The organism is Methylophilus sp. DMC18, from assembly GCF_056314005.1.
On the sequence record NZ_JBQUZE010000002.1, the window covers coordinates 109,650 to 123,884 of the forward strand.

Sequence of the window (14,235 nt, forward strand, 5' to 3'; positions counted from 1 at the left end):
ATTCAATCAACCTTGAATATAAAAATAGTGTTAATCAGTAAAGAGAAATATGACAGAAGCAACAGTACTCAATGAGGATGCACATTTAATTGAAACAACGGTTTCCAGTGCGGTGATGGCGCAGGGAAAAATGCTCACTGTCCGCTACGATGAAGCACGCTTGCCAAACGGCGTGATCAGCGGTCGCGAGTATGTTGTGCACCCTGGTGCTGTCGTCGTAGTCGCTCTCACCGATGCCGGTGAGGTTGTACTAGAGCGCCAATTCCGCTATCCCCTCAAGCAGGTGTTTATAGAGTTACCGGCTGGCAAGATCGATGCAGGTGAGCCGGTATTGACCACAGGCCAGCGTGAGTTGCTTGAAGAAACCGGCTATGCGGCCAAGAACTGGACCAAGCTGGGGATACAGCATCCTTGCATCGGCTATTCCAATGAGGTGATTCATATTTATCTGGCGACAGACCTCTCACTGGGCGATCATGCCAGAGATATCGATGAAGCGATGGATGTGATGGTCTGGCCATTTGCACGTATTATGCAAGCGATTGAAGACGGTGAAATTACCGATAGCAAGACGATGTCCGCCATGCTGTTGGCCGAGCGTTACTTGCGCAAGCATCCTTTGCCTGGCTTGGCGCGGTAAAGGGCCACGATGCGTGTTTTGCAGATAGGCTGTGGTGCATTGGGCAAGCTGATTGCCCAGGCGACCCTGGCCCAAGGGCATGCATTGGCAATCGTCAGGCGCTCTCAGCAGCCTGTGCCTGACGGCGCAGCCGCCCTCTACCTGGATGTCGTCTCTGCAAACGGTCTTTCTGCCCTGGCAGACCAGGCCCCGGAAATCCTGCTGTATTGCCTGGCGCCCGTGGCAGGGCAGAGCTATAGGCAAACTTATGTCGATGGCTTGCGGCATGTGCTGGCCAATGTGGATCAGCGCGCGTTAAAGCATGTGTTTTTTATTTCGAGTACCAGTGTGTATGGCGAGCAGCAAGGGCAGTGGGTTGATGATGATACGCCTGCCATGCCGGCTGAAGAAAATGGCCAGACGATCCTAGCCGCCGAGCAATTGCTGGATGATTTGCCTTGCACGCATACTGCGTTACGCGTGTCTGGCATTTACGGCCCGCAACGGCTTTACCTGCTCAAGTTGCTGCAAACCCCTGAGCGCTGGCCACAACATATCCAATGGACCAACCGTATCCATGAGTTGGACGTTGCCGGTGCGGTGGTGCATTTTTACCGCCAGATTGAACACGCGCAGTCCTTGCCCACGCATATTATTCTGACGGATGGTGCGCCAGTGCCACAACATGAGGTGTTGCAATGGCTGGCACAGCAACTGCAGAGGCCAGGGCCTGTGACCCCGACCACTGACTTGCAGAGCGGTAAACGGATCCGCAACCCGTTTTTGCAGCAATCCGGTTACCCGTTTTTATTTGCCGATTATCAGGCAGGCTATGCAGCCATACTCTCTAAAATGGATCATGTATAAAAAAAATATTCTCACACTGTTTCTTGGCTTGCTGCTGACAGCGCTTGGCCTGTCTGCACAGGCGGGTACGGCGCAAGAGGCGTCGCCGGAAGGCTTTCAGCCCTGGTTAACGGCATTGCGTCAGGAAGCATTAACGATGCAGATTGCGCCGGCCGCGGTTGACGCGACGCTAACAGGCGTCGTCTATTTGCCAAGGGTGATTGAGCTTGACCGCAAGCAACCAGAATTCGTCACCAGTTTTTCTGCTTATGTGAACCGCCGCATTAATCCGCGTGTGGTGAGCAAGGGCAAACTCATGATGCAGGACTATGGTGGCGTTCTCTATGTGGTAGAAGAGTTGTATCAGGTGCCCAGGGAGGTGCTGGTGGCCTTCTGGGGGCTGGAAACCAATTTTGGCGGATTTACCGGGGATATCCCGTTAGCGTCTGCCTTGGCGACCCTGTCATTTGAAGGGCGCCGCGCTGCGTTCTTTAAAAAAGAGCTGCTGAACCTGATGCGTGTGGTCGAGCGTGATCAACGCTATGATAGCCAGGTGGTGGGGTCATGGGCGGGCGCGACCGGGCATATGCAATTTATGCCATCCACTTTGCTCAAATATGGGGTGGATGCAGACGCGGATGGCAAGATTGATATCTGGGACTCTTATCCAGATATCTTCAGTTCTGCCGCCAATTATTTATCGCAGGCGGGCTGGCAGCCTGGCCAGCCCGTTAGCTTTCAGGTCGCCTTGCCTGCGGGCTTTGATTACAGCCAGGCGCAATGGCAACAGACCAAAGCTGTCAGTGAGTGGGTGAAAGCCGGAGTGGCGGGCATTCCAGCCAGCGCGCTGGCCTTGCCAAAAGCGTCGATTGTATTGCCTCAGGGCTTTGATGGTCCGGCATATATGGTATTCCCCAATTTTGACGTCATCATGCAATGGAACCGTTCCATTAATTATGCCCTGGCTGTGAGTTTGCTCAGCCAACAGTTGCGTCAGGACAGTTATACCTTACAGCTGCCGCCTGAGCCACCTGCGCTCAGCTATCAGCAAATGTGGCTGTTGCAGGAGTCTTTAAACGCGCAAGGGTTTGATTGTGGGGCCCCTGATGGCTTTCCAGGTGCCAAAACCCAGGCCGCGATCCGTCGATATCAAGCGAGCAAAGGGTTGCCACAAGATGGCTATGCAGGCGCCGAATTGTTTAGCCGTTTAACGACACCCGTGCAAACGGCACAGTAATTTAGCGTGTTTTAAACCAGCCCGTCACGCTCACTCTTGGCTGGATGGCGGGCAATACCTGGTGCCAGAATCTGGCGGATAAAAACAGCACAAGTCGGCCGCCTAGCGGCAAGATATCCAGATGTCTGGCATCTTGCTCCGGGGTCTGGTGATGTTCATCCAGATACAGGCGCAAGGCGCCCCCTGCTTGTTCTGGCCAATCCTCATTGAGATAGATAATTGCGGTCAAGCTGCGGACGCCGCTTGGTATTTGGGTGGCGTGTTGGCGGAACTGGTCGATGTGCGTGGCGTAGCCGTTGGAACCGGCAGGGTAGAGGGCAAAATGGGTTTCGTAAGTGGCCAGTCCCATCATCAGGTGACGGTTCGCCATTTGTTGCACCTCAGCCATCAGGCTAAAGTAGGCTTGCAAGGCAGGGTCGGGGTCGTCGGCTTCCAGCCAGGCAATGCGGTCAGCACGAAGATTGGGATTGGTAATGGCGGCTTTGCTCGTGCCCGCCTGATGCATCTGCCCTTGCTGGTCGCGCGCCAATGCTACCGTGCGCAATGCGGCGATGGTGTCGGACGGCAAACATTGATCGATCAGGCAATATTGGTGTTCACTGAGGGACTCTACGAGCGTGTCAGTCAATGTGGTGATTGGTGCGCCCATGGGCAACTGAAAAATCTGCATGGCAATATTATAAGCGTGATCCCATTGCCTAACGACTGGCTTTCGGATAGAATGCGCAACCTTATTGATTGCAGTCCATGTGATCAATCTTAAAATAGTCGCGTAGCTCAGCTGGTTAGAGCACCACCTTGACATGGTGGGGGTCGATGGTTCGAGTCCATTCGCGACTACCAAAATTCAAAAAGCCGTTATAATTAACGGCTTTTGTTGTTTTTATCAAATGCTTTGTATAGGCCTTGTTTCAAGGTTGTTCGCTAAAATTTTGACGGATCTGGCATGCCAAATATTCGATTACCCGATGGTTCTGTAAGACAGTTTGAACACGCTGTAACGGTGGCGGAGGTGGCAGCCAATATCGGCACCGGTTTGGCAAAAGCCGCGCTGGCTGGCAAGGTGACTTATCCCGGTCAGGAAGCAAAGCTGGTAGATACCAGTCATCAGATTGCGCAAGATGCTGAGCTGGCGATTATCACGGACAAGAACGAAGAGGGGCTGGAAATTATCCGCCACTCAACCGCACACTTGTTGGCCTATGCGGTAAAAGAGCTGTTCCCGGATGCACAGGTGACGATAGGTCCTGTCATTGAAAATGGCTTCTATTACGACTTTAGCTATAAGCGCCCATTTACGCCGGATGACCTGGTGGCCATTGAGAAAAAAATGGCTGAGTTGGCAAAGAAAGACGAAAAGGTCGAGCGCAAGGTGTTGCCGCGTGATGAAGCCGTGGCTTACTTCAAAGGCATTAACGAGCACTACAAGGCAGAGATCATTGCCAGTATTCCCAGCAATGAGGATGTTTCGCTGTATTCAGAAGGCGCGTTTACCGACTTGTGTCGTGGCCCGCACGTGCCTAATACCGGCAAGCTCAAGGCATTTAAATTGATGAAGCTGGCCGGCGCCTACTGGCGCGGTGACAGCAATAACGAAATGCTGCAACGTGTGTACGGCACTGCCTGGCGCAATAAAGAAGAGTTGGAAGCGTATCTGCATATGCTGGAAGAAGCTGAGAAGCGCGACCATCGCAAGCTCGGCAAGCAGCTGGATTTTTACCATATGCAGGAGGATGCGCCGGGGATGGTGTTCTGGCATCCGCGAGGCTGGGTCATCTGGCAAGAAGTCGAGCAGTACATGCGTGCCAAATTCAGGGAGTACGATTACCAGGAAGTACGTACGCCGACAGTACTGGACAAGACCCTGTGGGAAAAATCCGGCCACTGGCAAAACTACCGTGACAATATGTTTGTCACCCAGTCGGAAAACCGTGATTATGCCGTGAAGCCGATGAACTGCCCCGGCCATATCCAGATTTTCAACAGCAGTTTGCATAGCTACCGCGATTTACCGTTGCGGCTGGCGGAGTTCGGTTCTTGCCACCGTAACGAGCCGTCTGGTTCTTTGCATGGCTTGATGCGCGTGCGTGGCTTCACCCAAGATGATGCCCATATTTTCTGTATGGAATCGCAAGTCGAAGCCGAAGTGGCGGACTTTATTAAAATGTTGTACGAAGTCTATAAAGACTTTGGGTTTGACGATGTGATCGTTAAATTGTCTACCCGCCCAGAAAAGCGTGTGGGTACTGAAGAAGCGTGGGACATGGCAGAAAATGCCTTGGCTAACGCGATTAAGGCGAATGGCCTTGAGTTCGAGTATCAGCCGGGCGAAGGCGCTTTTTACGGCCCGAAAATTGAATTCACCCTCAAAGACTCGCTCGGTCGTATGTGGCAATGCGGCACCATCCAGCTCGACCCAAACCTGCCAGAGCGCCTGGGCGCGGAGTATGTGGCTGAGGATAACACACGCCAGCGGCCTATCATGCTGCACCGTGCGATTGTCGGTTCCATGGAGCGTTTTTTAGGCATCTTGATCGAAAACTTTGCGGGTGCCATGCCGGTCTGGCTGTCGCCTGTGCAGGTGATGGTGCTTAATATTTCGGACAATCAAGCCGATTACGTGCGCCAAGTAGTTGAAAAATTGAAGAAAAATGGCATTCGATGCGATTTTGACTTGAGGAACGAGAAGATTACCTATAAAATACGCGAACATAGTTTGCAAAAATTGCCTTATCTGATTGTTGTTGGCGATAAGGAAATGCAAAATGGTCATGTGGCCGTACGTACCAGAAAAGGTGAAGATCTGGGTGCAATGTCGGTAGATGCGTTTGTTGCGCGTGTACAGCAAGACATCCAAAACCGGGTCTAATTTTTTAGGTGCCGTGCGGCTTTGTTTATTGTTAGGGGATTGTTATAGCTCAGGATAAAGATACACGCATTAATGGCGATATTACCGCGCCACAAGTGCGTCTGATTGGTGTAGATGGCGAACCGTTAGGCATTATGAGTCTCAAAGAGGCCTTTGCCAAAGCGGAAGAAGCTGATATTGATATTGTTGAAATTGCACCAAATGCTGCACCGCCCGTGTGCCGTTTGATGGATTATGGCAAATTCAAATACGCCGAGAGCAAGCGTCTACACGAGCAAAAACTCAAACAAAAACAGGTGCAGATCAAAGAGGTCAAATTTAGACCTGGCACTGATGATGGCGATTACAACATCAAGTTGCGTAACATTATTCGCTTTTTGGGCGATGGTGACAAAGCCAAGATTACTTTGCGCTTCCGTGGCCGTGAAATTACGCATCAGGAGTTCGGTTTGGCGCTGTTGAAGCGTCTGGAAGCGGATCTTGCTGAGCATGCTGCGGTGGAGCAATACCCGAAAATGGAAGGCCGTCAAATGGTGATGGTACTGGCGCCCGCTAAAAAGGTGCCACCGAAAAAAGCGGACAAGTCCGCAGAAGAATAAGTTTTTTGGAGTGATATGGCTAAATTGGCTGCCTACTCACTCTTTACTCAACCTCTAAGGAGACCAAAATGCCAAAGATGAAAACAAAGAGCAGCGCCAAAAAGCGCTTCAAGTTCTTGGGTAACGGCAAAGTGAAGCGTACACACTCTCACTTGCGCCACATCCTGACCAAGAAAACAACCAAGCAAAAACGTAAACTGCGCGGTACCGCAATTATTTCTGCGACCGACGTGAAACGCGTTCGCGCAATGATGCCAACACAATAAGGAGACCGACATGCCTAGAGTAAAACGTGGTGTCATCGCACGCGCAAAACACAAAAAAGTATTAAATGCTGCTAAAGGTTACCGTGGTCGTCGTAAGAACGTCTACCGTGTTGCCAAACAGGCGGTCATGAAAGCCGGTCAATATGCATACCGTGACCGTCGTCAGAAAAAACGTCAATTCCGCGCATTGTGGATTGCCCGTATTAACGCGGCAGCCCGTGAAGCTGGTTTGACCTACAGCCGTTTCATGAATGGCTTGAAAAAAGCTGCGGTTGAAGTTGACCGTAAAGTGCTGGCTGATCTGGCCGTGTTCGATAAAGCTGCTTTTGCCAAGTTTGTAGAATTGGCTAAAACAGGTTTAAGCGCCTAATCAGACCTACCAAAAAAAGAGGCTGCGGCCTCTTTTTTTATTTTAATGTTACTTAAACCCTAAAAGAATACCGACGATGGCTGATCTTAATCACTTAATCGCAGAAGCAGCACAGGACTTTGCCGCTTGTCATGATATCCCTGCACTGGAAAACGCCAAGGCCAAATTTTTGGGCAAGTCAGGCGCTATTACTGATGCACTGAAGGGCTTGGGCAAGTTGAGTGCCGAAGAACGTCCTGCAGCCGGGGCAGCGATTAATGTGGTCAAGCAGGCGGTCGAGCAAGCCTTGAATGACCGCCGTGACAGTATTTTGGCCGCAGCCCAGGCCAAGCAGCTGGCGAGCGAAACCATTGATGTGACTTTGCCTGCGCGTGCGCAGTCCAAAGGGGGCCTGCATCCTGTGACGCTGACTTTGCGTCGTGTGGAAGAGCTGTTTCACTCTATCGGTTTTAGTGTGGCCGATGGCCCTGAAATTGAAACCGATTTTTATAATTTCACCGCTTTGAATATCCCTGACAACCACCCGGCGCGTGCCATGCACGATACGTTTTATGTGGAAACCGGCGGGGATAACATGGAATACGTGCTGCGTACACATACCTCGCCAGTGCAGGTCCATTACATGCAAGACAATACGCCCCCTTTAAAAATTATTGCGCCAGGGCGCGTGTATCGCGTGGACTCGGATGCGACACACTCACCGATGTTTCATCAGGTGGAAGGCTTGTGGGTAGATGAGCAGATCAGTTTTGCTAACCTAAAAGGCGTTGTGCAGGATTTCCTGCAAAAATTCTTTGAGCGTGACGATTTAACCGTCCGTTTCCGTCCGTCTTTCTTTCCGTTTACCGAGCCGTCAGCCGAGATGGACATGAGCTGGAATGGCGGTTGGCTGGAAATCGGTGGTTGCGGTATGGTGCATCCCGAAGTACTCAAGCACGTCAATATCGATAGCAGCAGATACCGTGGTTTTGCTTTTGGTTTGGGTGTCGAGCGCCTGGCTATGTTGCGTTATGGCGTCAATGATTTACGCCATTTCTTTAATAATGATCTGCGTTTTTTGCAGCAGTTCATCAAGTAATTTCAGCGCCCGCGCACTTTAAACAGCAGAATTAAGACAAGGTAAGACAGATATGCAGTTCTCCGAACAATGGTTACGATCCATGGTGAATCCAGCGATGGATACCGAGCAGCTTGGTCATGCGCTGACGATGGCAGGCCTGGAGGTTGAAGCGCTCATGCCTGTTGCACCAGCCTTTAGCCGCGTCGTTGTGGCCGAGATTCTGGAGGCGGCCAAACATCCAGACGCTGATCGCCTGCAAGTGTGCAAGGTGAAAGTCGGCGAGGAGACTTTGCAAATTGTCTGCGGTGCGCCTAATGCGCGTGCGGGTTTGAAAGCCCCATGTGCGCTGGTTGGCGCACAGTTGCCAGAAATCAATGGGCAACCAGGCATTCAAATCAAGCAAGCCAAAGTACGTGGGGTTGAGTCTTTTGGCATGATGTGTTCTGCCAAAGAGCTGGGCATTGCCACAGAAGCCAACGGCATTCTGGAGCTGCCAGCAGACGCGCCGGTTGGTCAGGATATTCGTGAGTATCTGGATTTGAACGACCATGCCTACACGTTAAAGCTCACGCCTAACCGTGCGGATTGCCTGAGCATCGTCGGTATTGCACGCGATGTGGTTGCGATGACCGGCGCGCCAATGACTGCACCAACTGTTGCCCCTGCTGCGGTGACAGGGACACTGACCAAAAACGTGACGCTGCAAGCCAGTACGGCTTGCCTGGCCTATTATGGCCGGGTGATCGAAGGCGTGAATGCACAAGCTAAAACGCCAGACTGGATGGTCCGCCGCCTTGAGCGTAGTGGTATTCGTAGCATCAGTGCGCTGGTGGATATCACAAATTATATTTTGCTGGAGCAAGGGCAACCGTTGCATGCCTTTGACCTGAACCTGCTGCAAGGCGATATTCAGGTACGTTTTGCCCAGGCAGGTGAAAAACTGGTATTGCTTAATGACACAGAAGTCACCCTCAAAGGCGATGATTTGGTCATTGCAGACAGTAACGGCCCCGTGGCGTTGGCAGGCATCATGGGGGGTAACCCCAGCGCAGTCAGCGATACTACGCAAGCGATCTTTTTAGAAAGCGCATTCTTTACGCCAGATGTGATGGCTGGTAAAGCCCGTCGTTTGGGGTTGAGCACTGACTCCTCTTACCGTTTTGAGCGTGGCGTGGATTTTGGTAACACACTGAATGCCCTTGAACGTGCGACGGCATTGGTGCTCGAAATTTGTGGTGGCCAGGCCGCCGCCGTCACCGCAGTGACTGCTGACTTGCCGGTACGCAAGCAAGTCAGTTTGCGCTATGCCTACCTGCTGTCAGTGTTAGGCATAGAAATCAGCCTGGCGCGTGTAGGGCAGTTGCTCACACAATTGGGTTTCAGTTATACCGAAAGCAATGGTGTGTTCCAGGTCAATGCGCCCAGCTTCCGGTTTGATATCGCGCGTGAAGAAGACCTGATTGAAGAAGTTGCCCGTTTGCATGGCTACGAGCATATCCCGGCACTGACCCCTGTGGCACCGCAAGGCATGCTGGCCTCGCCAGAAGCGCAGCGCAGCAAGCATTGGTTGCGCGATGTCATGGTTAATCAAGGCTATCAAGAAGTGGTCACCTACAGCTTTGTTGACGCAAGCTGGGAGCGTGATTTGTACGGGAATGAAGCACCGATTACACTTAAAAACCCGATTGCCAGCAATCTGAGCGTGATGCGCTCCGGTTTGTGGGGCGGTCTGCTCGATGCTCTGGACTACAACCTCAAGCGTCAGCAAACCCGTGCCATGCTGTTTGAGCTCGGTGCGCGCTATGAACAAGGTAACCAGGGCTTTATCGAAACATTGACATTGTCTGGCCTGATCTATGGCAGCGTCCAGCCAGAACAATGGGCGACAGAAGCCCGTGCTTTTGATTTTTATGATGCCAAGGCCCACGTCGAGTCGCTGTTCGCGCAAACCGTGCGTTTTGTGGTTGAGCAGCATCCCGCCTTACATCCAGGCCAGTCAGCACGCATTTATCTGGGCGATCAAGCTGTAGGCTGGCTAGGTAAATTGCATCCGCAATGGCAACAACAGTATGGCCTGACCAGCGCCTGTTATCTGTTTGAGCTTGATGCCGCCGCTGCGCTGGCGACGCAAGTGCCGGCGTATGGCGAGGTAAGCAAGTTCTTACCTGTACGCCGTGACCTTGCCGTGATTGTTGATCAAAATGTGTCAGCACAAACCATGATTGATGCCATTATTGCCGAGCAAATTCCGCAATTACAAACCCTAAAATTGTTTGATGTTTATCAAGGCAAAGGGGTGCCAGAAAACAAAAAAAGCCTTGCATTTCTTGTACTTATGCAAGATACTTGCAAGACAATGGTCGATGAGGAAGTCGATACCATCGTGGCGCGAATCCTCAATAACTGGTCATCCAATTTTGCTGCATCACTAAGATAGTATCACTTAGGGATAACATCATTTAGGTAATTCATCAGGATAATGCCATTTAAATCATTATTGCATTACTCCAAGGATTAACAGTTGATACAACTCAAGCGTCATCTCGCATAATAAGAAGGTTCAGGGGATCGTTAATGACACTCACAAAAGCTGATTTAGCCGATTTGTTGTTTGAACAAGTCGGGCTGAACAAGCGCGAAGCCAAGGATATGGTAGAAGCGTTTTTTGAAGAAGTCCGGAATGCGCTAGAAGAAGGGGACAGCGTCAAACTATCCGGTTTCGGTAATTTTGAACTGCGTACCAAATCCGAGCGCCCAGGTCGTAACCCAAAAACCGGTGAAGAAATCCCAATTTCTGCACGCCGTGTGGTGACCTTTCATGCCAGCCAGAAATTGAAATTACGCGTAGAAGAACACTACGCAGAACATCCATTACAAGCACAAGCCTGATCTGATTACACCCTATGCTAGAAACGCAAAAAGTGTCGTTGCCCCCCATTCCCGCCAAGCGCTACTTCACGATTGGTGAAGTGAGCGAACTATGCGGGGTGAAGCCACACGTCTTGCGTTACTGGGAACAAGAGTTCACTCAGCTCAAGCCTGTCAAACGCCGCGGCAATCGTCGCTATTACCAGCATCACGAAGTCCTGCTGATCCGTAAAATTCGCGAACTCCTATACGAGCAAGGCTTTACCATCAGTGGCGCCCGCAATCGCCTAGATGGTGTGGAAGAAAAAGCAGATAAACCGCGCAGCAGCACCGAATCAGCGGTTTCAAGCAGTCCACAACCTCAGGGCTTGATGGCAGAAGAAATATCGCAATCCGCTATTGATGTGGCGGCGCTTAGAGAGCAGATTCAACAAGTACTGCAATTGCTCAAAGTGCCTGCATAAGCGCACAACGTAGCCATAAAAACCGCATATTCTGCTTAGCGAATATGCGGTTTTGCTTTATAATGCCACCTTCTTTTTCAAACGGTTTTATCGTTTGATTTTGAATATTCGGGGCGTAGCGCAGCCTGGTAGCGCACTTGCATGGGGTGCAAGGGGTCGCGAGTTCGAATCCCGCCGTCCCGACCAAACACATATCCAAGGTGGTTCAATACCATCCAAAGAATAGCCTTGAAACGACCTTTCAAGGCTATTTTTACGTATCAGCCATCCAAAGTAGTTCATTGAAATCCACGAGTAAAGTGGGGTAAGTGACGGGGTAACAACACTTGGCCCCAGTGTGAGTTACCTCAACATTAGCAAGTGGTGGCGGCTCTAGTATCACTTTGCAGCAAAAGAAAAGCTGCTTTCCCTAGGTACTTATCCAGATATCTCCCTACAGCAAGCCAATCAAGAGCGTGAAGAAGCCATAAAGCTAGTGGCTGAGGGCATGGATCTCAGCTTGGAGCAGCAGCGGAGCTGAGGTTTTTTATTGGGTTCAATCCAAGGGTAAGTTTAATTCGACAGTGTTGGTGGGGAGTACTTTTTAAATAGTGATTTTGATTGCATCCAATCATCATTTGCAGTTCATCCTGGCTTGTTTCTGCATGCCTCAAGTCTTAAGAGTACTGCAGCACCTAATACTGAAGATTTACGTCATTTCAAGCTGTCAACGAGGTTGATCATGTGAGGAGATCAAACTCTCTGAGGCTGCGAAGATTGCGGCTTTAAGTCTGATCCAGATCGTCTTGGTTGTGCAATTAAACTGCGAGATCGGGGGTAATGGTTACGGGTACTTGAAGTTGTTGGCTGATGGTCCCGATGTGGCGGGCCAGGGCTTCGTTGAGTGGCATCGGGCGGTTTAAATAGAAGCCTTGCGCGTAGGCGACACCCATTTCTTTGAGGCAGTCCAAGGTGGCTTGGTCTTCAACATATTCTGCAATGGTCTTGATTTCCATGGATTGGGCAACGCTTTGAATGGCTTTTGCCATGGCTAAGTCTACCTTGTTGCTGGTGATGTCTTTGACATAGGCACCATCCATTTTGAGGAAGTTGACGGGCAGGTGCTTGAGGTAGCTGAATGAGGACATGCCGCTGCCAAAGTCATCCAGCATGAAGCGGGTGCCCATTTTTTGTAGTTCTTTGATCAGTTTGATCGTGTTGTCGATATTGATAATTGCCGAGGTTTCAGTAATTTCAAAGCAGACATGGCCAGGCGAAATCTCGTAGGTTTCAAAGCAGTTTTTGATGTAGGGCAGTAGCTGTGGATCTCCAAGAGACATGCCCGAGAGGTTAATGCTGACAATAAACGGTTTGATGCTGGATTGCAGTTTGAACAGGGGTTGTAATGCCATGAAGGCATGTTGAATGACCCAGCGATCAATTTTGGTCATGAGGTTATAACGCTCTGCCGATGGCAGAAACTCGGCAGGCGGGATAATGCCGCCGTTTTCGTCACGCTTGCGGATCAGGATTTCATAGAAGGGCGGCAGTTCTTTTTGCTGTAGGGGAAAAATGCCTTGGCAATACAATACAAATTCGTTATGTTCGATGGCTTCGTTGATGCGCAGTACCCACTCCATTTCCGCATGGCGCTTGAGCATCACGTCATCTTCATTATGGAACAGGTGAATCTGGTTGCGGCCGTTGTCTTTGGCAACGTAGCAGGCGGCATCCGCATGGCGCGTAATCTGGCCAACATCCTTGAGGTCTGCGGTGATTTCAACGATGCCTATGCTAATGCCAGTTTGAAATAGCCGACCTTCGTGCATGAAACGAAAGGCCTCGACCATTTGCCGCAGCTGGGCGGCGATTTCAATGGCTTTTTCAACCTGGCAATAACTCAGTAACAGGCCAAATTCATCGCCACCCAGGCGGGCAAAGGTGTCTTCGGCACGAATGCGTTGGCTCAGGATCATGCTGATCTGCCTTAGCATTTCGTCGCCTGCCAGGTGACCGCAGGTGTCGTTAATGACGCGGAACTGGTCGAGATCCATGTAACAGAAGACATGATTGGCACGATGCTGTTTGACGTCTTGCAAGGCTTGCTGCAACCGTCTTTCGAGTTCTTGACGATTGACCAGCCCGGTTAAGGCGTCGTGCCGCGCCTGATAACGCAATTGCGCCTGTGCATCTTGAATGCGGTGACGCATGTCTGCCTCGACGTGCTGCATCTCACGAGAGATCTGGTTGATCGTACTTTGTAGGGATTTGATCTCTGGCAGGGTGTTTTTAACCTGGCTGACCTGCTGGCTACCGATCACAAAGCGCTTGAGTGCCGCGGTCATATCGCGAATTGGCTGACTGATAGAGCGGCTGACCCAGCTGACAAGGATGGAACACAAGATCAGGGTCAGCGTGATATAGCCGACATTTTTAATAAATGCCTGCCTATGGTCTTCGATGAGGGCGGCTTTGTCTACGGATACAAATACATACCCCAAAAGCTGATGCGCGGGCGTGGTGGAAAACACTTTCACCATGGTGATGTCGTGCGTGGCTTGCTGCATCACCATCGTGTCTTGCTGGAGCAGGCCGTCTTGCATAGTGAAGACTGCACCTACATTGGCGATCGGTTGTTTATTGGCGTCTGCAATGATCAGTGAAAGATAGGGCTCGCGGTTAAGCTGGCTTGCCTTGAGCAAGCGATCAATATAAGGCTTGCCATGTAATTGATCTTGATTATGGATGACCGCAGACAAAAATTTTGCAGTGGTCAAGGCATGCTGACTGAGTTTTTCTTCTTCATGTTGCAGTTGTTCTTTAAAGTCGAACAACAGAAAAATGCAGGAAAGCGCGAAGACGGGGCCGATGACTAGAAGCAGTAGTCTGGACTGTATACTCAGGTTTTGGAAGAATTGCATGGATTCCAGGTCAAATACTAAATAACATCAGCACAAATACAAATGGGTTGCACTGCCGTCGCCGGTGATTCATGACATCCCCCCCAATTTCGTGTATAAGTTTAATGTTTGTCACTGCAAAAATTGCTTACTCACGC

The 14,235-nt window shown here is 50.7% G+C and carries 13 protein-coding genes, 2 tRNA genes and 1 pseudogene; 14 read left to right on the forward strand and 2 right to left on the reverse strand.

Annotated elements, in window-relative coordinates:
* Window positions 1–49: 49 nt before the first annotated feature.
* From ACT53G_RS04405 to ACT53G_RS04415, 3 genes are read left to right on the forward strand one after another with little or no spacing between them, the layout of a single operon-like run.
* Complete coding sequence (locus ACT53G_RS04405) at window positions 50–640, forward strand: NUDIX domain-containing protein (protein ID WP_476168820.1); 591 nt, start codon at window positions 50–52, stop codon at window positions 638–640.
* Between the two features lie 9 nt (window positions 641–649).
* On the forward strand, window positions 650–1,486 hold the full coding sequence (locus tag ACT53G_RS04410) for an NAD-dependent epimerase/dehydratase family protein (RefSeq protein WP_476168821.1): 837 nt from the start codon (window positions 650–652) through the stop codon (window positions 1,484–1,486).
* Window positions 1,479–2,702 carry a lytic murein transglycosylase gene (locus ACT53G_RS04415; RefSeq protein WP_476168822.1) on the forward strand — a complete coding sequence of 408 codons (1,224 nt, stop codon included), beginning with the start codon at window positions 1,479–1,481 and terminating at the stop codon, window positions 2,700–2,702. Before ACT53G_RS04410 ends, ACT53G_RS04415 begins: the two co-directional genes overlap by 8 nt.
* A gap of 1 nt (window position 2,703) precedes the next feature.
* On the opposite strand, the gene ACT53G_RS04420 is transcribed toward ACT53G_RS04415, so the two are convergent.
* Entirely contained in the window at window positions 2,704–3,372 is a 669-nt protein-coding gene (locus ACT53G_RS04420; protein ID WP_476168823.1) for a 2OG-Fe(II) oxygenase, read from the reverse strand.
* 96 nt (window positions 3,373–3,468) lie between these two features.
* Between ACT53G_RS04420 and ACT53G_RS04425 the strand changes: the two genes are divergently transcribed.
* The 11 genes and pseudogenes from ACT53G_RS04425 to ACT53G_RS04475 all read left to right on the forward strand — a co-directional run.
* A tRNA-Val gene (locus ACT53G_RS04425) sits at window positions 3,469–3,545 on the forward strand.
* 103 nt (window positions 3,546–3,648) lie between these two features.
* Window positions 3,649–5,571 (forward strand): threonine--tRNA ligase, encoded by a 1,923-nt coding sequence (gene thrS / locus ACT53G_RS04430; protein WP_476168824.1) that lies wholly within the window; start codon window positions 3,649–3,651, stop codon window positions 5,569–5,571.
* A gap of 44 nt (window positions 5,572–5,615) precedes the next feature.
* Entirely contained in the window at window positions 5,616–6,170 is a 555-nt protein-coding gene (gene infC / locus ACT53G_RS04435) for a translation initiation factor IF-3 (RefSeq protein WP_275356385.1), read from the forward strand.
* Window positions 6,171–6,238: 68 nt separating this feature from the next.
* Window positions 6,239–6,436, forward strand: coding sequence for a 50S ribosomal protein L35 (gene rpmI / locus ACT53G_RS04440; RefSeq protein ID WP_018985786.1), 198 nt, complete (start codon window positions 6,239–6,241; stop codon window positions 6,434–6,436).
* Window positions 6,437–6,446: 10 nt separating this feature from the next.
* Window positions 6,447–6,806 carry a 50S ribosomal protein L20 gene (rplT, locus tag ACT53G_RS04445; RefSeq protein ID WP_194748232.1) on the forward strand — a complete coding sequence of 120 codons (360 nt, stop codon included), beginning with the start codon at window positions 6,447–6,449 and terminating at the stop codon, window positions 6,804–6,806.
* A gap of 76 nt (window positions 6,807–6,882) precedes the next feature.
* Window positions 6,883–7,884: a phenylalanine--tRNA ligase subunit alpha gene (pheS, locus tag ACT53G_RS04450; protein WP_476168825.1), complete on the forward strand. Its 1,002-nt coding sequence runs from the start codon at window positions 6,883–6,885 to the stop codon at window positions 7,882–7,884.
* 52 nt (window positions 7,885–7,936) lie between these two features.
* Window positions 7,937–10,303, forward strand: coding sequence for a phenylalanine--tRNA ligase subunit beta (pheT, locus tag ACT53G_RS04455; protein ID WP_476168826.1), 2,367 nt, complete (start codon window positions 7,937–7,939; stop codon window positions 10,301–10,303).
* Between the two features lie 137 nt (window positions 10,304–10,440).
* Window positions 10,441–10,755 carry an integration host factor subunit alpha gene (locus ACT53G_RS04460; RefSeq protein WP_194748229.1) on the forward strand — a complete coding sequence of 105 codons (315 nt, stop codon included), beginning with the start codon at window positions 10,441–10,443 and terminating at the stop codon, window positions 10,753–10,755.
* Window positions 10,756–10,769: 14 nt separating this feature from the next.
* Window positions 10,770–11,198, forward strand: a complete 429-nt coding sequence (locus tag ACT53G_RS04465; protein WP_476154176.1) for a MerR family transcriptional regulator — start codon at window positions 10,770–10,772, stop codon at window positions 11,196–11,198.
* 109 nt (window positions 11,199–11,307) lie between these two features.
* Window positions 11,308–11,384 (forward strand) — tRNA-Pro (locus ACT53G_RS04470).
* 211 nt (window positions 11,385–11,595) lie between these two features.
* Window positions 11,596–11,718, forward strand: a pseudogene (locus ACT53G_RS04475) (Arm DNA-binding domain-containing protein); the annotation flags it as partial.
* Window positions 11,719–11,995: 277 nt separating this feature from the next.
* On the opposite strand, the gene ACT53G_RS04480 reads toward ACT53G_RS04475, so the two are convergent.
* Window positions 11,996–14,098: a bifunctional diguanylate cyclase/phosphodiesterase gene (locus ACT53G_RS04480; RefSeq protein WP_379075455.1), complete on the reverse strand. Its 2,103-nt coding sequence runs from the start codon at window positions 14,096–14,098 to the stop codon at window positions 11,996–11,998.
* Window positions 14,099–14,235 lie beyond the last annotated feature (137 nt).